Source organism: Ruegeria sp. AD6 (assembly GCF_056542325.1).
This window is the reverse complement of sequence record NZ_JBQFZQ010000001.1, coordinates 872,039-895,390: the sequence shown is the minus strand read 5'-3', so window position 1 is coordinate 895,390 and position 23,352 is coordinate 872,039. Positions and strand designations below refer to the sequence as shown.

General features: G+C 59.8%; 21 protein-coding genes and 1 tRNA gene. 14 read left to right on the top strand and 8 right to left on the bottom strand.

The genetic code is table 11. From position 1 onward, the window contains the following. The first annotated feature begins 21 nt into the window (after positions 1–21). Positions 22–456: a potassium channel family protein gene (locus ACR0KJ_RS04315; protein ID WP_170621838.1), complete on the top strand. Its 435-nt coding sequence runs from the start codon at positions 22–24 to the stop codon at positions 454–456. Here ACR0KJ_RS04315 and cls read toward each other — a convergent pair. From cls to ACR0KJ_RS04300, 3 genes are all read right to left on the bottom strand, one after another. Further along, entirely contained in the window at positions 453–1,865 is a 1,413-nt protein-coding gene (gene cls / locus ACR0KJ_RS04310; RefSeq protein WP_170621837.1) for a cardiolipin synthase, read from the bottom strand. The genes ACR0KJ_RS04315 and cls overlap by 4 nt on opposite strands. Before the next feature lie 24 nt (positions 1,866–1,889). Then, the gene (locus ACR0KJ_RS04305; RefSeq protein WP_170450552.1) at positions 1,890–2,864 is read right to left on the bottom strand and encodes an HAD family hydrolase; all 975 of its coding nucleotides are present in this window, start codon (positions 2,862–2,864) and stop codon (positions 1,890–1,892) included. Between the two features lie 66 nt (positions 2,865–2,930). Beyond that, positions 2,931–4,541, bottom strand: coding sequence for an arylsulfatase (locus ACR0KJ_RS04300; protein ID WP_480626030.1), 1,611 nt, complete (start codon positions 4,539–4,541; stop codon positions 2,931–2,933). Positions 4,542–4,819: 278 nt separating this feature from the next. Here ACR0KJ_RS04300 and ACR0KJ_RS04295 point away from each other — a divergent pair, with 278 nt between their 5' ends. Next, on the top strand, positions 4,820–5,416 hold the full coding sequence (locus ACR0KJ_RS04295; protein WP_480626029.1) for a Crp/Fnr family transcriptional regulator: 597 nt from the start codon (positions 4,820–4,822) through the stop codon (positions 5,414–5,416). A 2-nt stretch (positions 5,417–5,418) separates the two neighbouring features. Here ACR0KJ_RS04295 and ACR0KJ_RS04290 read toward each other — a convergent pair whose 3' ends face one another. After that, a complete protein-coding gene (locus tag ACR0KJ_RS04290; RefSeq protein WP_480581072.1) occupies positions 5,419–6,489 on the bottom strand; it encodes an AI-2E family transporter in 1,071 nt (356 codons plus the stop codon). Positions 6,490–6,651: 162 nt separating this feature from the next. Here ACR0KJ_RS04290 and ACR0KJ_RS04285 point away from each other — a divergent pair, with 162 nt between their 5' ends. The 3 genes from ACR0KJ_RS04285 to ACR0KJ_RS04275 all read left to right on the top strand — a co-directional run bounded on the left by ACR0KJ_RS04285 (position 6,652) and on the right by ACR0KJ_RS04275 (position 9,701). Next, positions 6,652–7,512 (top strand): YihY/virulence factor BrkB family protein, encoded by an 861-nt coding sequence (locus ACR0KJ_RS04285; RefSeq protein WP_170450560.1) that lies wholly within the window; start codon positions 6,652–6,654, stop codon positions 7,510–7,512. Beyond that, positions 7,509–9,410 (top strand): cytochrome c3 family protein, encoded by a 1,902-nt coding sequence (locus tag ACR0KJ_RS04280; protein ID WP_480626028.1) that lies wholly within the window; start codon positions 7,509–7,511, stop codon positions 9,408–9,410. Before ACR0KJ_RS04285 ends, ACR0KJ_RS04280 begins: the two co-directional genes overlap by 4 nt. A gap of 102 nt (positions 9,411–9,512) precedes the next feature. Next, positions 9,513–9,701: a hypothetical protein gene (locus ACR0KJ_RS04275; protein WP_170450564.1), complete on the top strand. Its 189-nt coding sequence runs from the start codon at positions 9,513–9,515 to the stop codon at positions 9,699–9,701. 2 nt (positions 9,702–9,703) lie between these two features. Here the strand turns inward: ACR0KJ_RS04275 and ACR0KJ_RS04270 are convergent, their stop codons facing one another. Beyond that, complete coding sequence (locus ACR0KJ_RS04270; protein ID WP_170450566.1) at positions 9,704–10,420, bottom strand: RlmE family RNA methyltransferase; 717 nt, start codon at positions 10,418–10,420, stop codon at positions 9,704–9,706. After that, positions 10,420–11,532: a Ppx/GppA phosphatase family protein gene (locus tag ACR0KJ_RS04265; RefSeq protein WP_170518736.1), complete on the bottom strand. Its 1,113-nt coding sequence runs from the start codon at positions 11,530–11,532 to the stop codon at positions 10,420–10,422. The genes ACR0KJ_RS04270 and ACR0KJ_RS04265 overlap by 1 nt, the downstream gene beginning before the upstream one ends. 181 nt (positions 11,533–11,713) lie before the next feature. On the opposite strand from ACR0KJ_RS04265, the gene ACR0KJ_RS04260 reads away from it, so the two are divergent. From ACR0KJ_RS04260 to ACR0KJ_RS04245, 4 genes are all read left to right on the top strand, one after another. Beyond that, on the top strand, positions 11,714–13,600 hold the full coding sequence (locus ACR0KJ_RS04260; protein WP_170621832.1) for a PhoX family protein: 1,887 nt from the start codon (positions 11,714–11,716) through the stop codon (positions 13,598–13,600). Between the two features lie 246 nt (positions 13,601–13,846). Further along, positions 13,847–14,143 carry a virulence factor gene (locus ACR0KJ_RS04255; protein ID WP_170373668.1) on the top strand — a complete coding sequence of 99 codons (297 nt, stop codon included), beginning with the start codon at positions 13,847–13,849 and terminating at the stop codon, positions 14,141–14,143. 26 nt (positions 14,144–14,169) lie between these two features. After that, positions 14,170–15,096: a methylenetetrahydrofolate reductase gene (locus ACR0KJ_RS04250; protein ID WP_170450572.1), complete on the top strand. Its 927-nt coding sequence runs from the start codon at positions 14,170–14,172 to the stop codon at positions 15,094–15,096. 9 nt (positions 15,097–15,105) lie between these two features. Next, entirely contained in the window at positions 15,106–16,167 is a 1,062-nt protein-coding gene (locus ACR0KJ_RS04245; RefSeq protein ID WP_170450574.1) for a methyltetrahydrofolate cobalamin methyltransferase, read from the top strand. Positions 16,168–16,220: 53 nt separating this feature from the next. On the opposite strand, the gene ACR0KJ_RS04240 is transcribed toward ACR0KJ_RS04245, so the two are convergent. After that, complete coding sequence (locus ACR0KJ_RS04240) at positions 16,221–16,712, bottom strand: winged helix-turn-helix transcriptional regulator (RefSeq protein ID WP_480626027.1); 492 nt, start codon at positions 16,710–16,712, stop codon at positions 16,221–16,223. A gap of 85 nt (positions 16,713–16,797) precedes the next feature. Here ACR0KJ_RS04240 and ACR0KJ_RS04235 point away from each other — a divergent pair, with 85 nt between their 5' ends. From ACR0KJ_RS04235 to ACR0KJ_RS04225, 3 genes are all read left to right on the top strand, one after another. Then, positions 16,798–17,175 (top strand): VOC family protein, encoded by a 378-nt coding sequence (locus ACR0KJ_RS04235; protein WP_480626026.1) that lies wholly within the window; start codon positions 16,798–16,800, stop codon positions 17,173–17,175. 132 nt (positions 17,176–17,307) lie between these two features. Continuing rightward, complete coding sequence (locus tag ACR0KJ_RS04230) at positions 17,308–18,135, top strand: polyphosphate kinase 2 family protein (protein ID WP_480626025.1); 828 nt, start codon at positions 17,308–17,310, stop codon at positions 18,133–18,135. Between the two features lie 70 nt (positions 18,136–18,205). Further along, positions 18,206–18,279 (top strand) — tRNA-Gly (locus ACR0KJ_RS04225). A 104-nt stretch (positions 18,280–18,383) separates the two neighbouring features. Here ACR0KJ_RS04225 and ACR0KJ_RS04220 read toward each other — a convergent pair. Beyond that, on the bottom strand, positions 18,384–20,432 hold the full coding sequence (locus ACR0KJ_RS04220) for an ASKHA domain-containing protein (protein ID WP_170518715.1): 2,049 nt from the start codon (positions 20,430–20,432) through the stop codon (positions 18,384–18,386). Between the two features lie 215 nt (positions 20,433–20,647). Between ACR0KJ_RS04220 and guaB the strand changes: the two genes are divergently transcribed. Both guaB and ACR0KJ_RS04210 read left to right on the top strand, forming a co-directional pair. After that, positions 20,648–22,096, top strand: coding sequence for an IMP dehydrogenase (guaB, locus tag ACR0KJ_RS04215; protein WP_170450584.1), 1,449 nt, complete (start codon positions 20,648–20,650; stop codon positions 22,094–22,096). Between the two features lie 82 nt (positions 22,097–22,178). Then, a complete protein-coding gene (locus ACR0KJ_RS04210) occupies positions 22,179–23,336 on the top strand; it encodes an RsmB/NOP family class I SAM-dependent RNA methyltransferase (RefSeq protein WP_480626024.1) in 1,158 nt (385 codons plus the stop codon). Positions 23,337–23,352: the final 16 nt, after the last annotated feature.

Here is a 23,352-nt window from a genome sequence, read left to right as displayed (position 1 = left end):
TGCAATTCAGGGTGAAAAAACATGAGCTTGCTGCACCAGATTGTATGGGGCAGTGCCTTTCTGGGGCTCTGCTTTGTGGTCGAGATCTTTTTGCTGACCTGGTGCACAATCGTCATCATGAGGATGGAGCCGAAATGGTCCAAAAGCGGGCTTTTTCTGGCGACTGCTGCACCGATTGCAGTGGCTTTGGTGTTCATTGTCCTGACACACACCATTCAGGTCTGGATCTGGGCGGTTGTTTGGGTCCTGCTTGAGGTGCTGCCCGACTGGAACACGGCCCTTTATTTCTCGTTGGTCACATTCACCACGCTGGGCTATGGCGACATCGTTTTGGGCGAGGCGTTGCGAATTTTCGGCTCGTTCGCGTCAGTCGCGGGGCTTTTGGCCTTTGGCCTGTCCACCGCCTATATGGTGGCCCTGATGACCCGCGTGTTTCAGGAACGGTTCTTTTCCTAAAGGATGGGCGCAAACAGCCGGGCCAGCGGTGCCCCGAACCGGATATGGGCCGGTTGTTGTTGCAAAGACCGGGTGAGTTCATAGCAGTTCTCGAAATCCGCCAGCAGCATCCGTTCAACGGCTTGCGTTGCCCTTTGATCGAAGAACAGGGCCATCGCTTCAAAATTCAGGCGGAAGGAACGGTTGTCCAGATTTGTTGTTCCAACCGCGGCCAACGTGTCATCAACGACAAACACCTTCTGGTGCATGAACCCGTCGGTATAACGAAACACCCGCGCGCCGCAGTCGCGAACCTCATCGAAATAGGCGAAAGCGGCCAGCCAGGGCAGGCGGTGATCGATCATGTCGGGTACCAGGATTCGCACATCGACGGCACGCATCGCCGCGTGTTGCAGGGCGGTCATGATGTCGATATCGGGCACGAAGTAGGGTGAGGCGATCCACAGCCGTTCCTTCGCCTCGGCGATGGCGGAAAAGAACAGCATCGCCCCGGTTTCGGTATCGTCTCCGGGCCCGGTTGCGACCAGCAGGGCGTTCATATCCTGCTCGGACTCGGTTCCGGCCCAATCCACTTCGTCGATCAGGTCTTCGTCGCGGGCCCAATGCCAATCCTCGGTGAAGATAAGTTGCAGCTGCCGGACGATATGCCCGGTCATCTTGATATGCGTGTCGCGCCAATGGCCAAAATGCTTGCTTTGGCCAAGATACTCGACCCCGACATTATGCCCGCCGATAAACCCGATCTCGCCGTCGATCACCACGGTCTTGCGGTGGTTGCGGTAGTTGAGTTGGAAACGGAAATTCGGCCCGCGCTGATCTTTGGGATTGGCTACGTCGATCCCGGCAGTCTGCATGGTCTCAAGATACTCGGTCGGCAGCCCGTAACTGCCCACAGCATCGGTCATGAACCGGACATGCACGCCGCGTTTTGCGGCAGCGATCAGCTTTTGCTGCAGTTTCAGACCCAGATCATCGGCGCGTACGATGTAGAACTGGATTAGGATGTAGTTTTTGGCCGCATCGATGGCGTCAAAGATCGCATCAAACGTGGCTTGCCCGTCGATCAGCAACTCGGCCCCGTTGCCGCGCGACACCGGGAGGTGCGCCAGAAACTCGAACGGGCGGGGGTTGATCGACATCGTGGACGGGTCGGGCTTGGAATAATCCGCAAAGCTTTTGATGCCTTCGACCACACGCTCGCTTTCCTGTCGTGCGATGCGATAGCCGCGAAACCGGTGGTGGCCCAGAAACAGGTACATAGGCACCGCAAAGAACGGGGCCGAGACCAGAAAGACCACCCAACCCACCGCACCTTGCGGGGTTCGGGCGGTCTGCGCGGCGCGAACGGAAAACACGACCGCCGTTACGTACAGGGCAAAAACGGCGGTCGAAACAAGCAGTGTCCACATAAGGTTCCAGGATCCGGGTGGTTTTTAGTTCGCCCCAGTGTAGACGCGAGACCAGTCCTGCGCCATATCCACGATCACCCATCCCATATCTGGGCCTTTGGCCAACCCATCGACCAGCTTGCCAATTGGGCTTTCGCGGTCATAAGCCCATTCGCGGTCTGCATCCGTGTGATGAATCAGGACACCCAATCTGGGCCCTTCGCCTGCGGTAACCCACTCCATCATCGCGAAATCCCCGTCCGAGTTTCCACCCGCAAGGATCGGTCGCTTGCCGATGGTGCGTTCGATATTGATCGGCTTTCCTTCCTTGTCATCAATGAAAGCGATGCCCGGCGTCTTGACCACGGTGGGCACGCCATCGACATGGTCGAAACTGGTATTGCCGTAGGTGCCCAACACCTGATGAGGGGGAATGCCATAGGCATCTTCGGCAAAGACCCGCATGAAATGGATGCCGCCGCCGGAGACGATATAGGTGGTGAACCCTTCGTCACGCAGATAACGCAGCAGCTCGACCATCGGCTGATAGGTCATTTGATCGTAAGGCAAGTCAGTATCCGGGTGGCGCGCCGTTTCCAGCCATTGGGCCACGGCGGCCTGAAACTCGGTAACGCTGGTGCCGGAATGCGAGGCATTGACGACCTCGATCAGCGCGTCATGACCGCCTTGCAGGATCGTGGCCAGATCGCCTTCGGCGGCGGCCTTCAGGGCAGGCGTTGTCAGGATCGACGGATCCTGCTCGGCCATGTCCGCAAGGCGATCCATGGCAAAAATGAACTGAAAATAGACGGGCTGTTCTGCCCAAAGTGTGCCGTCATTGTCGAACACGGCAATCCGGTCGGATGGGGTGACATAGGCGGGGCCATCCGGATCGGTCACGCCCTCGACAAAGTTGATAATCCGGGTGCGGGCATCGGTATCCTGCCAGCTTGGCAGCGGGTCAGCCTGTGCCATCAGGGGCAGGGCAAGCGCGGACACAACAGCGGTCAATCGCAGCATGAGAATTACTCCGTTCAATAAAGGAAGGGCCGCCATCATCGGCGGCCCCCTGAGTGGCAAGCGAACTTAATTGCCTGTCGGTGTGCTGAGCTTTTCCATCACCTGATCCAGGCTGAAGCTGGCGGCTTTCTGGCGTGGTGGGAATTCCTGGAAGGTGCTCAGGAAGTTGCCCACATATTGCTGCGCCGGCACCAGGAAATACGCCCGGTCGAGGATCCAGTCGTAATAGGTGTTCGAGGTGCGATAGCCACGCTCGTACGGGTCGCGGCGCAGGTTGACGATGATCGGCACGCGCAGTTCGGTGAACGGCTCCATCCACGCACGGAAGGTTGCCCATGCTTTCTGCTCAAGGAAGATCAGTTTCCAGTCGTCAAAGCGCAACGCCGACAGATCGCCATCGTCGGTGAAGTAAAAGATCTCGCGACGGGGGCTTTCTGTGGTCTCACCAGTCAGCAGGGGCAGGATGTTGTAGCCATCCAGATGCACTTTGTAGTCTCGGCCCATCGCGGGCGAGGAATAGCCTGCTTTCAGCTTGTCCTTGATCTCGGGGTCACCGGCAACGGCCAGGTAGGTCGGCAGCCAGTCCATGTGATGCACGATTTCGTTGTTGACGGAACCGGCCTCGATCTGTCCGGGCCAGCGCACCATCGAAGGCACGCGCCAGCCGCCTTCCCAGTTGGTGTTCTTCTCACCCCAGAACGGGGTCGAGGCCGCGTCGGGCCAGGTGTTGTAGTGTGGTCCGTTGTCGGTCGAGTAATGCACGATGGTGTTGTCGGCGATGCCCAGTTCGTCCAACAGGTCAAGCAACTGGCCAACATGCATGTCATGTTCGATCATGCCAGCGGTGTATTCGTCCGCCGGACCGCCAAAGATCTCATTGGCCTGCTGCCGCATCTCGTCTTTCACATGGGTGCGGAAGTGCATCCGCGTCCCGTTCCACCAGACATAGAACGGCGTCCCGTTGGCGTTGGCTTCGCGAATGAACTCAACAGCGGCTTCCAGCGTTTCCTCGTCCACCGTCTCCATCCGCTTGCGGGTCAGGGGGCCAGTGTCCTGAATCTCGCCCCCGGCAGAGGAGCGGATTACGCCGCGCGGACCATAGGCTTCGCGAAAGGTGCGTCCGTCAGGCAGGATCGCGTCGCCGGGATAGTCTTCATGTTCGAGTTCTTCTTCGGCATTCAGGTGGTAGAGATTGCCGAAAAACTCATCAAATCCGTGGTTTGTGGGCAGATGTTCATCCCGGTCGCCCAGATGGTTCTTGCCGAACTGACCGGTGACATAGCCATGGTCCTTCAAAAGGCCAGCGATGGTGGGGTCCTCGACCTGCATGCCTTCTTTTGCGCCGGGCAGACCAACCTTGGACAGGCCGGTGCGGAAAACCGATTGCCCCATGATGTAAGACGACCGACCGGCGGTGCAGGACTGCTCGCCATAATAATCGGTGAAAATCATGCCTTCTTTGGCGACACGGTCGATATTGGGCGTGCGATACCCCATCAGGCCCATCGTATAGGCCGAGATATTGGATTGACCGATATCGTCACCCCAGATGACCAGAATGTTTGGCTTTTGATCCTGCGCCCAGGCGGGCAGGGCCAAAAGCACCGAAAGCGCACCGACGGCTGCGCGGCGTATCCCAGTACGCCAGTGTTCCACCAATTGAATAGAAGGTCGCATGTCTTGCTCCTGAATTTGCGGGCAGAACCGCCCGAGAGAATTTTTTGTGCTTTAACGTCGAGAGCCGGATCGACTACTCTGCGGATAGCTGTAAACGTCCTGTTCAAGCCTGGCTTGCGCAGGAATCGCTTGGCACCAAATTAAGCCAACAGCATGGGCCAAAACTTATCACATGATGATTTTCAAATATACCGATGTTAAAAAACACACCTGATCTCAAGCCGTTGCAAGATTCAAATTGGCTGCAAACCCGGTCTGCTGGGTTCCGAAAGGCGTTGATGGCCTGCGCCGTACACCGCAGGTATGAGGCCGGAGAAGCGCTGTATAACCACGGTGATCCGGCAGACGGCATTCATGGCGTGCTGGATGGCGGTGTCAGGCTGACCACCCCCGCAGATGACGGGCAGGAGTTCGTTCTGCATCAGGAAGGGCGTGGGTTCTGGGTCGGTGATCTGGCGCTGTTTGCCAACGCGCACCGGCTGGTTGGGGTGGTCGCGACAAAGCACACCGAGGCCTTGTTTTTTCCGTCCGCCATGCTGGACAGGATGGTGCAGCAAAACCCGGAATACCTGCGCGATTTCTATGTGTTGTCGCATGAAAACATGCAAAAAGCCCTGCGGATCATTGCCAACCTTGGCGTAACGGGTACGGAAAAGCGTCTGATCCTGCGGTTGCTGCATCTGGAGGAGGTTGCCGCAGACGTCGATGGCTGGCTACAGGTCTCGCAAGAGGAACTGGCAGCGATGATCGCCGTATCCCCGCCGACGCTGCACAGGACGCTGCAACGGCTGATCAAACAGGGCCTGATTGTTGGCGGCTATGGGCGTCTCAAACTGCAGGACCGCCCGGCGCTGATCGCGCTTTGCCAAAGCTGAGGTCAGGGCTGATCATCTCCCAATCGCCCGTCCAGCGACATCAGGATCGCGACCGGGCGCAAGGCGGGGATGTGGCTGAATACAATCAGGATGCAAACGGTTAGCGGCACGCTCAGGAACGCTCCGATAAGGCCCCAGACGGTGGTCCAGAACATCAGGGCCAGAACGACCAGAAACGTGGACATGTTCAGCGACCGGCCCAGCATCGCCGGATCTACGAAATTGCCGATCAGGAACTGGATGGTGCCGCAGCCCAGAACCACCACCAGAAACGGGCCGATGCTTTCGAATTGCACAAGCGCGATCATGGCCGGGAAGACCACGGCAATGATCGACCCGATCGAGGGGATGAAGTTCAGCGCAAAGGTCAGAACCGCCCATGTTTCGGCATATTCCAGTCCGAGGATGCGGAAGACGGTGTAGCTGATGCCCGCCGTGATCAGACTGATCAGGGTTTTGACCCCCACATAACGCTGCAGGCTGAATGAAATTGCATCCAGCATCGCCGAAAACTCTTTGCCGGTTTCGGGGTTGCCTGCGGCCAGTTGGATTTTCTTGCGAAAGGCCAGTCGTTCGGCCATCAGGAACGCGACATAAAGGCTGATCAGAAAGAACTGATTCAGCAGCGAGGTCGCGCTGCCCAGCAACAGCCGCGCCAGATAAGACATGTCGATACTGACCAGATTGTCGCGAATGAAGGTCGTGACATCACTGCCCACCAGCCCCGCCACGCGGTTCACCGCATCATCGAACTGGGTCTCATACGTGTTGATGCTGCGGGCGAACTGTGTCGCCTGACTGCCCAGAATATACATGATCATGAACAAACCGGCCAAAACCACAGTTACTCCGGCAATATTGGCCAGCCAGACGGGGGCTCGGGTCACCGCAATGACCCGGTCGCTGAGCGCGATGATCAGAACATTGATCAACAGGGCCATCGTCAACGGAATCAGAAAAGCGGCACCCGCATACAGCCCCAAAACAACCAGAGCTGCGATGATACAACTGTCGCGTACCACGGACAGGCTGGGGCGATAGCGATCTTTCGGGCTGTTTGGATCAAGGGTCATTCGCAAACCTGAACTATGATAGGGCGGGCGCATGCAAAGCGGGTCGGGTTGTCCTGATCCTGCACAGCCGGGTAAGTTTATGCAATGCAGTCAGTTATTTATATATCGGGATTTACGACTTCCCGGGTTCTACCGGGGCTGCGGGCGGGCTAGGGTTTCAGAATGTCGCAACCATCGATTCTACTATCCGGCCGTCTGATCAAAGCGCTGTTTCTGGCGTTTCGGCGGTTCAGCGAGAAAAACGGCTTTGTCATGAGCAGCCATGTCGCCATGTCGATGATGATGGCGTTGTTTCCGTTTGTACTGTTCACCGTGGCGCTGGCAGGGACGTTGTCGCAAGGCTATGTGACGGACGAGTTGATCGACCTGATTTTCGGCGCGTGGCCGCAGGATGTGGCTGGCCCGATTGTGTCCGAACTGCGGGCGGTTCTTCAGGGGTCAAGCTCGGGCGTGATCACGATCGGCGGTTTGCTGGCGGTGTATTTTGCTTCGAACGGGGTGGCGGCGGTGCGGGCTGCGATGAATCAGGCCTATCACGACCGGGACAGCTGGCCGTTCTGGAAGACGAGGCTGCTGTGTATCGTTTTGGTCATTCTGGGCGGGGCCGCCATTCTGATCGTCGCTGCGGTCGAGGTCGTGCTGCCCGTCTACACAACGCTGGTGTCCAAGCATACAGACGTGGATGTCTCGACTTGGCTTTCGGTGGACCGGCTGCGCTGGACCTTTACCGTGGCCGTGCCGGTGGCGACCATACTGCTGGCGCATCTTGTTCTGCCGACGCGGCGCCACCGGGTGATGCAGATCCTTCCGGGCGTGGTGCTGACCCTGCTGCTGTTGGGCGGCGGCGGCTGGGCCTTTTCGATCTATATCGCCCAATTCGCCAGCTACAGCGCCACCTATGCCGGTCTGGCCGGGGCCATGGCCGCCCTGATCTTCCTGTACCTTTGCGCAGCGATCCTGATCCTGGGCGCGGAATATAACGGCGCGCTGATGGACCTGCATAGCGAGGATGACAGCGCATGAAGTGGCTCGCCTTTGCGGTTTCCGTGTTGATATCCGGGATCGCCTACGCTCAGACCCCATCATATGTTGGATCCGAGCAATGCGCCGATTGTCATACCGAAGAAACAGCCGCCTGGGCCCAATCCCATCACGCATTGGCCTGGACCGGGGTTGAAGACGGGGCGCTGGTCGCGGATTTTGCTGGCACGGTGTTTGAACATGACGGCATGTCGGTCCGCTTCGGTTATCGTGGTGCGACGCCTTATGCGGATGTGACCGAGAAAGATGGCGTAACGACCAGCTATGACGTGCATTCCATCGTCGGTGTCGAGCCTTTGCAGCAATATCTGTTCGAAACCGAACCCGGACGATTGCAAAGCTTTGATGTGGTCTGGGACACCGAAAACAAGCGCTGGTTCCACCTCTATCCCGATCAGGATCTGCCGCCGGATGACGGGCTGCACTGGACCGGGCCGTATAAGAATTGGAACGCACGCTGCGCCGAATGCCACGCCACAGGATTCGAAAAGAACTATGACGTGCAAAGCCGAGCCTATCAGTCCCGTCAGGTCGAAATCGGTGTCGGGTGCGAGGCCTGCCATGGTCCGGGCTCGGCGCATATCGACTGGGTTGGCGGAAAATCGGTTGCAAAAGGTCTAAGTGCCTCTGGCTTTCTGATGTCATGGGGCAGGGGCCAGACCGAGGCGGAAATCCAGCAATGCGCCGGGTGCCATTCCCGGCGCGAGGCGCATGAGCAAGGCAACCCTCTGCCCGGCACGCCCTATCACGATGCCTATAATCTGGCCCTGCTGCGGCCCGGAACCTATCACCCGGACGGCCAGATTCTGGACGAGGTTTATGTTTACGGCTCGTTCCTGCAATCGAAGATGTACGCGCAGGGCGTTGGCTGTTTGAACTGCCACGAACCCCATAGCGCCGAGCTGCGGGCCGATGGCAATGGCGTTTGCACGCAATGCCATTCCCCGGCGGGCAACCCCGATTTTCCGACTTTGGCTCGCAAGGAATACGACACGCCTGCGCATCACCATCACCCCGAGGACAGCGCGGGTGCGCAATGCAAAACCTGTCATATGATCGAACGTGTCTATATGGGCGTCGATGGTCGCCGCGATCACAGTTTCCGCGTGCCGCGCCCGGATTTGGCGCTTGGACAGGACGCCTGCACCGATTGCCATGAGGATAGGGATCAGCCTTGGGCGGCTGCCCGGATTGAAGAATGGTTCCCGAATTCATCGCATCGCGGCCCGCATTTCGGATCGTCCTTTGCCCCGGCGATGGCGGGGCAGGCGGACAGTCCCGAAGGGTTGCTGGCCATTGCCCTCGATCCCGCACAGCCGGGCATCGTCCGGGCCACGGCAGCTTATCTTTTGCAACCGTTTGGCTCTGCAGACGTGGCAGAGGCGACAGTTGCGTTGTTGACGGATGCAGACCCGCTAATACGGGCCAATGCGGTCGCCTTGCAGCGACAGGCATCCCTCGTCGATCAGGTGCAACGGCTTGAACCGCTCTTGTCCGACCCGCTGCGCAATGTGCGTATATCAGCAGCGAAAGAGTTCCTGAACATTCCGCCCCAAGCCCTTACGCCGGATCAGCAGGCCCTGGTCGGGCAAGCGATGTCCGAATGGCAGGGCGTAATTGCCAACCGGCTGGATTTCCCCGAGACCCATATGGTGCTGGGCGGCATGGCGCTGACCTTCCGCAATGCACCTGCCGCCGAACGGGCGTTTCGCGAGGTTGTCACGCTTGATCCGCAACGGGCCGAGGCCTGGCCGATGCTTGTGCAACTGGCGCAGATCAACCGGGGGGCGGATGCAGCACGTGAGGTAGTGAAAGAAGGCCTAGGGCGCATACCGGATGACCCAAACCTGCAAGAATTGTCCAGACAAATCGGGCCATAACATTGGCATCTGCCTGCCCGTATCGCGCCATTTTCCCGGCAAATTCTGACGTTAACCCTTAGATCGAGGGTGTCGGGCTAAGGCGTAGTCAAAGGTGACAATATGTCAGAGCATTCAAAGAAACTGCCCATTCCACGAGGGAAATGGGTCTCGCTTGACCAGCGGATCGCGCAGTTGCGCGAGCAAAAGCCGGTTGATCTGAACCACGGAGAGGGCCTGATGCTGCAAGGCATCGCAACCGCATCGCTGAGAGAGCAGCGTTTGCCCGGCCAGATCTCGCTGGAAGATTAAGTTCAGCCGCGAAACCCGGTTGCCACCACGAATTTTTCGGAACTGTCTGAACGCGATGCGGGCGGTTTGACGTTGGCAACCTTGTCGAATTTCTGCTTCAACAGCTTCTGCAAATCGCCCTCGGCCCCTCCGGCCAGAACCTTGGCAACAAACGTGCCGCCTTCTTCCAGAACGTCAAAGGCGAAATAAGCCGCCGTTTCGCACAGCGCCATGATCCGCAGATGGTCAGTCTGTTTATGGCCCGACGAGGCGGCGGCCATGTCCGACATCACCACATCGGCCTTGCCGCCCAACCAGTCTTTGACCTTTTGATCGGCGTCATCTTCCATGAAATCCAGCACATGCGCTGTGGCTCCGGCCACCGGTTCAACCTCTTGCAGGTCAACGCCCAGAACCGTTCCGATCCGCTTGCCACTTTTCTCGCCCAGCGCGTTCACCCTTTTGACGGCCACTTGCAGCCAGCCGCCGGGCGCGCAGCCCAGATCAACCACACGGGCACCGGGTACCAGGAAGCGGAATTTCTCGTCCAGTTCCAATATCTTGAACGCCGCGCGCCCGCGATAGCCCTCGGCCTGCGCGCGTTTCACATAGGGGTCATTCAACTGCCGCTCGAGCCAGCGGGTCGAGCTGAGCTTGCGCCCGCGCGCAGTCTTCACCTTGACCTTCAGGTCGCGTTGCCCACGGCCTGAAGTGTTTTTGCCACTCGGTGTCTTCGCCATCAGAACGGTCCGTCTTCCAATACACCGTCCGCACTCATCTGCGCATAAAGCAGACCCTCGCGCAGCCCCCGGTCCGCCACGGAAAGGCGGTCGGTGGGCCAGCATCTAAGCAGCGCCTGCAAAATGGCCGAGCCGGACATGATCAGGGCCTGCCGGTCATCCCCGATCCGGGGGTCGCGGCGGCGCCCGTGAGGGCCGAGTTCTAAATACCCGCGTATGACTTTGTCAATCTGATCGCTGGTCATGCGCAGACCGTCCACCTTGGTCCGGTCATAACGTTTCAGCCCCAGATGGGACGCCGCAACTGTGGTCACAGTGCCGCTGGTGCCGACGATCTGAAACCCGGCGCGGGCCTGTTCGTCCTTGTAGGGGGCGAAATCGGCCAGATTTTCTTCGAAAAACCAACTCATCAGGGCGAAACGGGCCGAGTCATCCTCGACATCGTTGAACTGATCGCGCAGCGTGGCGACGCCCAAGGGAACGCTGATCCAATCCACCACCTTGGCGGCGGGAAACGGGCTGTCGGCAGTGTGGAACCCATTGTGGAGGCGCATGATTGCCGCCGGACGGTCGCGGCGCGGAACCGAGGAAATGTCGATCCAAACCAACTCGGTCGAGCCTCCGCCTATGTCGACGACCAGTAATTGCTCGGTCTTGGTCGAAACCAGCGGCGCGCAGGAAATGACAGCCAGACGCGCCTCTTCCTCGGGCTGGATGATCTCAAGCGTCAGGCCGGTTTCGCGCTTCACCTGACGGATGAAATCGCGCGAATTCTTGGCGCGGCGGCACGCTTCGGTGGCGACCAAACGCATGCGTTTGACCTTGTTGCGTTTCAGCTTTTGCTGACAGATGCGCAGCGCCTGAACGGTGCGCGACATCGAGGCCCGGGACAGCCGCCCGGTCCGTTCCAGACCCGCGCCCAACTGCACGGATTTGGAGAAACTGTCGACCACATGGAACCCGCTACCCTTGGGTTGGGCTATCAACATGCGGCAGCTATTTGTCCCCAGATCCAGCGCGGCATACAGCGCATCTGGATCGGGTCTTGCCGGCGCGGGGCTTTCGACCGCCTTCGGGAACGCGCCCGCACCTTTGGGACGCTTGGGCGCCATTCGTCACGCCCTCCGATTTTCGAGTTAATTTGACCCTAGGCGGGGGATCGCCGACGCGCAAGTGATTTCAATTTTGAATTTAACGTGGGTGTCACACAGCGTTCATACTGGAATGCGATCCCCGCGCGGGATCCCCGATACGGGATTCTCTACCAGCTTTCAGCCAGATACGGAGATTGCCATGAAAGACGAACGCACCCTGTCCTTTGATGAATACGATGAGGTCGTAAACCCACGTCCCGAAGAATGTGAATTTGATCGCGTGGTCGAACGCGCCTTGTCGCGTCGCGGATTCCTGGGCGGCGTTCTGGCCATGGGCAGCTTCACCGCCGTTGGTGGCGCGCTTATTCCTTCTGGCGCGCGCGCAGCGGCGGACCGGTTCTCGTTCGAGGCGATCCCTGTATCCACCGCAGACGACGTGATCGTACCGCCGGGCTACAAGGCCGAGGTCATGGTCCGTTGGGGCGACCCGCTGTGGTCTGATGCGCCCGAATTCGATCACGCGACCCGTGGGACGGCTGCCAGTCAGGAGCGCGCCTTTGGCGACAATACCGATGGTCAGGACGTGTTCTATCACGACGGGCACGTGTTGCTGGTGGTAAACAACGAATACACCAACCGCGACATTCTGTGGGGCAACAACCCCGATGCCAAAGCAGCCTCGGACGACGACGTCGCCAAGGGCATGATGGCCCACGGCGTGACCGTGGTTGAGATCGCCAACACCGACGGTACATGGGGCATCGTCAAGGACAGCCCGTATAACCGCCGCATCACGCCGCAGACCGATATGACGATCACCGGCCCCGCAGCTGCTCATGATTTGATGAAAACCGCTGCTGATCCGACCGGGACCACGTCGAAAGGCACCTGGAACAACTGCGGCAACGGTATGACCCCGTGGGGCACGTACCTGGCCTGCGAAGAGAACTTCAACGGCTACTTCTCGGCAGAAGACGAAAACCACGAGGTCAGCGCTGAGTTGAAGCGCTATGGCGTCTCGGCCAGCGACTGGGGCTATGGCTGGGCCAAGATCGACGACCGTTTTGATGTGTCGAAAAACCCAAACGAGCCGAACCGCGCCGGTTATGTGGTTGAGATCGACCCGACCGATCCCAACTCGACCCCGCGCAAACTGACCGCCCTGGGCCGATTCAAGCATGAAAACGCCGAAGCGGTCGTTAACAATGATGGTCGTGTTGTCGTGTATATGGGCGATGATGAACGCGGCGAGTTCCTGTATCGCTTTGTCTCGGACGGCGTCTATGCCGCTGGCGTGGACACCAACGCCCTGCTGGAAAACGGAACCCTGTCGGTCGCCAAGTTCAATGACGACGGCACCGGTGAGTGGCTGGATCTGACGCCCGAGACAACGGGTCTGGCCTCGCAAGCCGAGATCAGCATCCACACCCGTCAGGCAGGCTCCGCCGTTGGCGCGACCACCATGGACCGCCCGGAATGGGTTGCTGCCAACCCGAACGTGGCCGAGGTGTATTGCTGTCTGACCAACAACAAGAACCGGGGCGTCAAACCGAATGCCGGGGGTGACGACACCTCGGTCAACGGTCCCAACCCGCGCGAGGCCAACAATTACGGCCAGATCGTGCGCTGGCGCCCGGACGGTGGCGATCACACCGCTTCGGGCTTTGCTTGGGATCTGTATGTGCTGGCGGGTAACCCCAACGTGCATCAGGACGCCTATGGTGGCTCGGACAACGTCAATGCCGACAACATGTTCAACTCACCCGATGGTCTGAAATTCGACAGCAACGGCCTGCTGTGGATCCAGACCGACGGCAACTATGGCAACGAAGGCGATTTCGAAGGGCAGGGCAACAACCAGATGCTGGCAGGTGACCCGGTCACCGGCGAAATCCGTCGCTTCCTGGTTGGTCCGAACGAATGCGAAATCACCGGCCTCAGCTGGTCTCCGGATCGTCGCACCATGTTCGTGGGCATCCAGCACCCGGGCGAGGACGGCAACAGCCACTGGCCTGAAGGGGGCGATGCAGTGCCGCGTTCGGCGATCATCGCGGTGACTCGCGAAGATGGCGGGCTGGTGGGCTAACCCCTCTGGACCCTTAAAAACATGCCCCGGACGCGGTTTCCCGTCCGGGGTTTTTTGGTTTTATGAAGCGTTTTCATAGTGAATTGAGGATTATGATATGCGCAATTGCAGGGGTGCTGTGTAAAAGCCCGGTACACCACCCCGGGCAAAAACGTCGTTTGGAAAGCGTTGGGTGTCGAAAATCGACTGACCCGAGCCCAGATTGAAGTTTAGAACCGCCCCATCGGGTTAGGAGGAATCACAGCAATGCCTGACGTCACCATCGTTTACTGGCGCGACATTCCCGCTCAGGTCATCGTCGGCAAGGGCCGTCGTGGGGCCAAGCGGCAGTTGGAAGAACGGTTCGAGCAAGCCATCGACCGGGCTGCCATGAAGGTGAACGCCAAGGACAGTGATGCCTATCTGGCCGAATGGCGCAAGGCCGAGCCTTTCGCGGTTGAGGGCGACCCGTCCGAGATTGCCGAGGCGCAGGCCGTGCGTCTAGAAACGGAATACGATCAGGACCGCATCAAAGCGCTGATCGCCAATGACGGTTGGGCATGAGCCCGAGACAGCTATGGGAGGCCGCAATGGCTTTGCTGAACTTCAAGAAACGTGATGCGGTCGAAAACGGGCCGGTGAATCCGACCGTCGAAGCCTTCTTGCAGGGCTATTCGATCGAGGTGATGCCCCGCACCGCCGAAAAGGTCGAAGATTTCCGCGCGCTGCTGCCCGAAGGCACGCGCGTCTACATCGCCCATATCGAGGGCACGCCCATCGAAGACATGGTCAAGACCGCCAAGCGTATCGCGGCCGAGGGCTATCCGGTCATGCCGCACTTCCCGGCGCGTATCATCAAGGACGCGGCGACGCTGGAGAACTGGATCTCTATGTATCAGGGCGAAGCGGGCGTCGAGCAGGCGCTGCTGCTGGCTGGGGGCGTTGCCAATCCGCATGGTGATTTTGACAGCTCGATGCAGTTGCTGGAATCCGGTCTGTTCGACAAGGCGGGTTTCAAGCGCCTGCATGTTGCCGGCCACCCCGAGGGCAACAAGGACATCGACCCGGACGGCTCGACCAAGAATGTTGACGACGCGCTGCGCTGGAAACAGAAGTTCAGCGAAACCACCGACGCGGAAATGGCTCTGGCCACCCAGTTTGCGTTTGACGCCAAGCCGATCATCGCATGGGCCGACAGCCTGAAAGAGGCGGGGATCGACATCCCGGTCCATATCGGTATCGCGGGCCCGGCCAAGCTGCAGACGCTGATCAAGTTTGCCATCGCCTGCGGTGTTGGCCCCTCGCTGAAGGTTCTGCAGAAACGCGCCATGGACGTGTCCAAGCTGCTGCTGCCCTATGAGCCGACCGATGTGATCACCGAACTGGCCAACCACAAAGCGGCCAACCCGGATTTCAACATCACCAACGTCCACTTCTTCCCGCTGGGCGGGATCAAGACCAACGCCAACTGGGCGATCAATAACGGCGGCGCTTCGGCAAAGCCTGCAAACTCCTAAGGAACGGATATGACCCGTACAGTCGTAGAATCAAAAACAAAAACTGCCGTTCTGGGCTTTGACGAACCGTTCTGCGTGATCGGCGAGCGGATCAACCCCACAGGCCGCAAGAAACTGGCGGCTGAACTGGAAGCGGGCGACTTTTCGACCGTGGAAAAAGACGCGCTGGCGCAGGTTGCGGCAGGCGCGACCGTGTTGGATATCAACGCGGGCGTTGTCTACAACTCGAACCCCAACCCGAACGAGACCGAACCGCCATTGATGCGCAAGATCGTCGAATTGGTGCAGGGGCTGGTCGATGTTCCGCTGTGCATCGACTCGTCGGTTCCGGGTGCTTTGGAAGCCGGTCTTGAGGCGGCTGAGGGCCGCCCGCTGCTGAACTCGGTCACCGGCGAAGAAGAGCGTCTGGAACTGGTTCTGCCGCTGGTCAAGAAATACAACGTGCCGGTTGTGGCGATCTCGAACGACGATACTGGCATCTCGGAAGACCCTGATGTGCGCTTTGACGTCGCCAAAAAGATCGTCGAACGGGCCGCCGATTTCGGCATCCCCGCACATGACATCGTGGTTGACCCGCTGGTCATGCCCATCGGAGCGATGGCAACCGCAGGCCAGCAGGTGTTCGCTCTGGTCCGTCGTCTGCGTGAGGAACTGGGTGTGAACACCACCTGTGGTGCGTCCAACATCTCATTCGGTCTGCCGAACCGTCACGGTATCAACAACGCCTTCCTGCCCATGGCAATGGGTGCTGGCATGACCTCGGCGATCATGAACCCGGTTGCATTGCCGGTGACGCAGAAAAAGATTGCCGAGAAGAAAGAGGCAGTCGCTGCCGCCGGTATCATCCTGCCCGAAGGCATGGATGATGAGACCTTCGTGCAGATGTTCGGTCTGGGTTCCACCCTGCCGCGCGCCGGTAAGGAAATGGAAGCCATCCGCGCCGCCAACCTGCTGACCAACAATGACCCGCATGGTGGCGAGTGGATCCGGTTCAACAAAGCGCCCGAAGCGCCCGGCGCCGAGGGCGAAGGCCGCGGACGTCGCGGAGGTGGCCGCCGCCGCCGCGCCTGATCCAAAGGCTATCGCAAAATTCAGAGGCCGGGCATTTGCCCGGCCTTTTTTCGTCAATGCCGAAGCCCGATGGCCCGGTTGATCTCGCCTCCGGTGTTCACAGCACAATAGGTGGGGAAGGGTGGCCGCGCGGATAGATCGATATCCCGCTGGATCCACTCACGCTCTTCCAATTGATGCAGGGCGGATGACAAGGCGCGATCGGTGATCGAGGCCAGCGTTGTTTTCATGGTCGAAAAACGCTGCGGGGATTCCGTCAAGGCCAGTATCGGAACTGACCAACTGCGCCTCAGCAAGGTGAATTCGGTTTCATCAGGAACGGTCGCCACAATTCTGCTTGCGATCTCGGCGGCCTTTACGCCCTCTGCGGTCAATCTGAACTCGGGTCGCAGGGGATGACCGTGACCCGGGTTTCTTTCCAACAGGCCCAATTGAAAAAGATGATCCAGACTGGCGGCAAAGGACGTCCGGCTTGCACTGGTCGCGGCAAGCAATGGGGCCTGACGGCCCGGAACCCCAGAATGCAGCGCTGCCAGAATGTTCAACGACCACGCCCTAGAGGTCAGCTTGACAAGTGTCGTAATGTCCATAAAGTATAGTTAATATAATTTCAGACAAAAGGAAAGCGCAATGGCCCTGATTTCTCTGGACAACACGATTACGCTCGCAATCTCGGTTCGTGATCGTCATGCAAGCGCGGAATGGTATGGCGATAAACTTGGCTTCGAATTGATCCACCACATTGACGAAGCCGGGTGGAGCGAAATGCAAACCAAGACCCAAGGCGTGACCCTTGGATTGGGTGAGCAGGCAGAACCAGCGCCGGGCAACACCGTGCCGGTATTCGGCGTGGCCGACATTGCAGCGGCCCGAACCGCGCTGGAAGGGGCCGGAGTGCGGTTCGATGGCGAAACCGAAACCATTGAAGGCATGGTCAGCACCGCAACATTCTACGACCCGGACAACAATGCCCTTATGTTGGCGCAGGATTTGACCAAAGCCGGATAAGCACGTGTTTCGGAGGTAAGTCGGGAATACCTTTCGAGTGACCACCACACCCCGCAGCCGTGCATCTCCTTGCAATATGGACCTGTTCCGGGAACAGTGACAACGGCGTCGGCACGTAAAAAGGTGGTCACTATGTCCAAACATCACCCCCCGAAACTCTCGGACGCGGATCTGACCAGTAAGTTGGGAAAGAAGGACTATTTCGACCAGTTGATCGATCTGCAGGCCAAGCTGGCCATCGTTCAGCAGGCGTTTCTGTTCCATGGTCTGAAAGGCGTGATCGTCTTTGAAGGCTGGGACGCTGCTGGCAAAGGCGGCACGATCCGACGGATCAGCCAGGCGCTGGACCCGCGCAGCTTCAAGGTCTGGCCCATTGGCGCGCCGCGGAATTATTACCTCAATCGCCACTACCTGTTGCGATTCTGGGAGCGTCTGCCGCCCTCGGGCGCAATCTCGGCCTTTGATCGCAGTTGGTACGGGCGTGTTCTGGTCGAACGGATCGAAAAATTGACGCCGGAACATCGCTGGCGCGCGGCTTATGACGAGATCAACGCCTTTGAACGGATGCTGACTGACGACGGCACACGGATCATCAAGCTGTTCTTCCACATCTCGCAGGACGAGCAGATGGAGCGATTCACCGAACGGCTCACAAACCCGCTGAAACGTTGGAAACTGACCTACGAAGACTTTCGAAACCGCGAAAAATGGGCCGAGACAGAGGTGGCCGTGGACGAGATGCTGGCCCGCACCTCGACCCAGAACGCGCCCTGGCACGTGATACCGGCAAACAACAAAAAATATGCGCGTATCAGGGCGATGCAGGCTATTGTTGATGCATTTTCGAAGGATGTTGACCTGAACCCGCGCCATCTGGACAGCGAAACCCTGGATGCCGCGTGCGAGGCGCTTGATGTCGATGAGACGCTGATCGAAAGCCTGCGCGCGCGCACCGAGTGAGTTTTGAGGCGAGCCGGGTGACAATCCCGCTTGAACCCCGGTTCCCGGTGGTGTTATCCACTTCCACGCGGCGGGTATGATGTAATGGTAGCCTGTCAGCTTCCCAAGCTGAACGCGCGGGTTCGATTCCCGCTACCCGCTCCAGAGTTTTCCCCATCGGACCAAAATACCGCCGCCCGCTCGTACATTTGCGCGCGGAGTCGCGACCTGAAATTCGAAGCAGGTCGCGACCGTGGTCTTTTTTGGGCTTAACCCCGACGTCTGCGGCGACGGCCTCCGCCTGTTTCGGCGTCTGCGCCGCCCGTGTTAAAGCTGGGCGCGGGCAGGGTGACGACCTGACCGAGTTCCGGGAACGGGTCGGTTTTGTGCGGGATGGCGTTGGCGGCGACGAAATGGTCCTGAAACTTCGGCTCGATGGCGGTTTCGATCTTGGTGATCTCGCGCACGACCCGTTCGATCTCGGCGCGTGAGCCGATGTTGCAGAGCGCAATCCGTGCGCCGGTGCCAGCGGCGTTGCCCGCGCTTGTGACCTTGTCCAGCGGCGCGTCTGGGATCATGCCCAGAACCATCGCGTGTTTGGTCGAGATATGCGCGCCAAAGGCGCCCGCCAGAACGACGCGATCCACGCGGTCGACCTCCATCTCGTCCATCAGCAAGCGTGCACCGGCATAGAGCGCGGATTTGGCAAGTTGGATGGCGCGAATGTCGCCTTGGGTGACGGTGATGCGCGGTCCGCCTTCGGCGCTGGCGTCGTGGATAAGGTAAGCGTGGGTGCGGCCTTCGGGCACGCAGCGGGGGGTGCCGGTTTGTTCGGCCGACCCGATCAGCCCGCTTTCGTCCAGCAGCCCCGCAATTCGCATCTCGGCAACGGCTTCGATGATGCCGGACCCGCAGATGCCGGTGATGCCGGTGGTGGCGATGTCTTTGTCAAAGCCGTCCTCATCCGACCACTTGTCCGACCCGATGATGCGGAACCGGGGTTCTTTCGTCACTGGGTCAATCTCGATCCGTTCGATGGCACCGGGCGCGGCGCGCTGGCCGGAACTGATCTGAGCGCCCTCGAACGCAGGCCCGGTGGGCGAGGAACAGGCCAAAACGCGGCTGGTGTTGCCCAGCAGAATCTCGGCATTGGTGCCCACGTCGACGATCAGCACCAGATCCTCGGATTTGCCCGGCTCTTCCGACAGCGCCACGGCGGCGCAGTCCGCGCCCACATGGCCCGCGATGCAGGGCAGGATGTAGACCTGCGCGCGCGGGTTCATCGCGGTCAGGTCCATCTCGCGCGCGGGCAGGGACATGGATTCCGACGTCGCCAGCGCAAATGGGGCCTGTCCCAGCTCGACCGGATCGAGGCCCAGCAGCAGGTGGTGCATGACCGGGTTGCAGACAAACACCGTCTCTACAATCAGCGCGGCGTCAATCCCAGCCTCCTCGGCGATCGAGGTGGTCAGGTCGTTGATCGCCTCGCGCACGGCCCTGGTCATCTCGGCATCGCCGCCGGGGTTCATCATGGCGTAGGACACACGGCTCATCAGGTCTTCGCCGAACCGGATTTGCGGGTTCATCAGGCCCGAGGACGCCTTGACCTCACCCGTTTCCAGATCGGTCAAGTGGGCTGCGATTGTGGTCGAGCCGAGGTCGATGGCCAGACCGTACAACCCGTGTTCATGCAGGCCGGGCCAGATCTCGACGATGCGGCCCACGGTGTCCTTGTGGCCTTTGTGGACGGCAACCGTGACCTCCCATTTCCCTTTGCGTAGAACCGGTTGCAGCTTGGACATCAGCGACAGATCGGCGGTCACGGCGTCGATGTTCCACTGCTGTCGCAGGGCGCGTTCCAACCGCTCCAGATCGCCGGTGGGGGAATGCATGTCGGGTTCCTCGACCACCACGAAATACAGGCGTGTTGCCGGGTCCATGGTGATGGCGCGCGCGGCGGCGGCCTTGCGCACGACCTGACGGTGTACCTGGCTTTCAGGCGGGACGTCGATCACCACGTCGCCCTGCACCGACGCCTGACAGCCCAGACGGCGACCGGGTTTCAAACCGCGCTTGTCGTCATAGCGCTGCTCGACGGCGTTCCATTCGCTTAGCGCGTCTTCGGATACGGTGACGCCATGCTTGGGAAACTCGCCATAGCTTGGCGTGATCTGGCATTTCGAACAGATGCCACGCCCGCCGCAGACCGAATCCAGATCGACGCCCAACTGGCGCGCTGCGGTCAGAATCGGGGTGCCTACGGGAAAGTGCCCGCGTTTGCCGGATGGGGTGAAGACGACAAGAGGGTCGGTGGTCATGAATGGCCTGCCTTTGTATTCGCGCGTATGCCGCGCAAGATATGAGTTTATGCGCAAAGGGAAAGGCCATTCAGCGGCAGGTTTTGATCAACCAGCGTCGTTTTGGGCGCGGCATTCGCCGACATTTGGCAACAACTTGGGTTCGGGGGCTTTTCCTTAGGGTTGATCCATGCAATAGGGTCACCGCCAAACGGGCTTTTGCATGGGGTGAACAGATGCAGATTCGTGAGGCGCTTACCTTTGATGACGTTCTCTTGGTGCCGGGGGCTTCCTCGGTTCTGCCTGCGACGGCGGATACCAGCACGCGTGTGACGCGGCAGATCACCATGAACATCCCGCTGCTCAGCTCGGCCATGGACACGGTGACCGAGGCGCGCATGGCGATTGCGATGGCGCAGGCGGGTGGCATCGGGGTGATCCACAAGAACCTCTCGGTCGAGGAACAGGCCCGCGAAGTGCGCCGGGTCAAACGGTTCGAATCGGGGATCGTCTACAACCCGGTCACACTGCGCGCCGATCAGACGCTGGCAGACGCGCAGGCGCTGGTGCAGCGGTACAATTTCACCGGTTTTCCTGTGGTGGACGATCAGGGCCGAGTCGTCGGAATCGTGACCAACCGCGATATGCGCTTTGCGACCTCGGACGACACGCCGATCCACGCGATGATGACCTCGGACAATCTGGCGATGCTGCAAGAGCCTGCGGATCTGGAAGAGGCCAAAAGCCTGATGCGCGCCCGCCGGATCGAGAAACTTCTGGTAGTCGATGGCGAAGGCAAGCTGACCGGCCTGCTGACCCTGAAAGACACCGAACAGGCGGTCCTGAACCCAACTGCCTGTAAAGACACCCTTGGACGTCTGCGCGTCGCGGCAGCAACCTCGGTTGGCGATGCCGGATTTGAACGGTCCGAGTTGCTGGTCGATTCGGGGGTGGACATTATTGTTGTCGATACGGCTCATGGCCATTCGCAAGGCGTTCTGGATGCGGTGAAACGGGCCAAGACCCTGTCGAACGAGGTTCAGATCATCGCAGGCAACGTGGCCACGGCGGATGCGACCAAAGCGCTGATTGATGCGGGCGCGGATGCGATCAAGGTCGGGATCGGGCCGGGCTCGATCTGTACCACCCGGATGGTGGCTGGGGTCGGTGTGCCTCAGCTGACCGCGATTATGGATTGTGCGGCGGCTGCCGGGGACGTTCCGGTGATTGCCGATGGCGGCATCAAGTTCTCGGGCGATTTTGCAAAAGCGATTGCGGCGGGCGCGTCCTGCGCCATGGTTGGTTCGATGATCGCAGGGACAGACGAAAGCCCGGGCGAGGTGATCCTGTATCAGGGCCGTTCGTTCAAATCCTATCGTGGCATGGGCAGCCTGGGCGCGATGGCGCGCGGGTCTGCGGACCGGTATTTCCAGAAGGACGCCGCCAATGACAAGCTGGTGCCTGAAGGGATCGAGGGGCAGGTGCCCTACAAAGGCTCGGCCAGCGCGGTTGTTCACCAATTGGTCGGTGGTCTGCGGGCGGCCATGGGCTATACCGGCTGTGGCACGGTCGAAGAGATGCGCAAGAACTGCAATTTCGTTAAGATCACCGGGGCCGGTTTGAAGGAAAGCCATGTGCATGACGTTCAGATCACGCGTGAAAGCCCCAACTACAGGGTGATGTGATCCGGTATTTGGATGCAGACGGCACCCTTTAGCGGGTGCCGTTTTGCATTTGCGCCGCGCGTAACAGGAAACGGAATAGGCAATGACACCTGCAGCCCGCGTTCAGGCCTCGATTGAAATTCTGGATCAGATTTTGGATGGCGCGCCGGTTGAAAAGGCCTTGACCGGCTGGGCCCGGCGCAGCCGGTTTGCCGGGTCAAAAGATCGCGCGGCGGTTCGGGATCATGTATTTGATGCCCTGCGCTGCAAGCGGTCCTTTGCCGCGCTTGGCGGCGCATGCACCGGGCGCGGGCTGATGATCGGAGCGATCCGTGCAAAAGATGGCGATGTGGACACCCTGTTCACTGGCGATCGACATGCCCCTGCACCTGTTCAATCCTCCGAGACTGCGCGCGCGGTCACGACGGATGCGGAACGTTTTGACATCCCAGAGTGGCTCTGGCCTCGGTTCTCGGCTTCGCTTGGAGATGACGCCATAGCGGCGGCTGAGGCTTTGCAAAACCGGGCTCCGGTGCATCTGCGGGTGAACCTTCTTAAGGCCGACTTGTCCCTTGCCACGGAACGCCTGAAAGCCGACGGCATAACCGCTCAATCGCTGGGGATCTGCCCAACGGCTTTGGAGGTAACCGAAGGCGCGCGCAAGATTGCGCAGAGCCGGGCCTATCTCGAAGGTCTGGTCGAGCTGCAGGACGCCGCCAGCCAGGCGGTCGTCGCGGCGCTGGACCTGCGACCGGGCCTGCGGGTTCTGGATTATTGCACTGGCGGTGGCGGGAAGGCTTTGGCCTTGGCCGCGCATCAAGGGGTCGAGGTCTTTGCGCATGACGTGAATGCCGCGCGGATGCGCGACCTGCCCAACCGGGCCGAACGCGCCGGTGCCAAGGTGACGTTGGTAACGTCAGACGAGTTGGCCCGACACCAGCCGTTTGACATCGTTCTGGCCGACGCGCCGTGTTCAGGCAGTGGCTCATGGCGGCGCGCGCCTGCAGGCAAATGGGCGCTCACCGAGACGCGTTTGCATGAACTGACCCGCATTCAGGCGGATATTCTGGTCACGATTGCGCCTTTGGTCCGGGACGGTGGCGTACTGGCTTACGCGACCTGTTCGATGTTGGATAGCGAGAACGCAGACGTTGTTGACGCGTTCCTGAATGCAAACCCGGAATGGCGTGAACAGCTACGCAAATCGTGGCGAGTGGCACACGGAACGGATGGATTCTTTACGGCACACTTGACGCGGTAGCGCGTCACCGAATAGC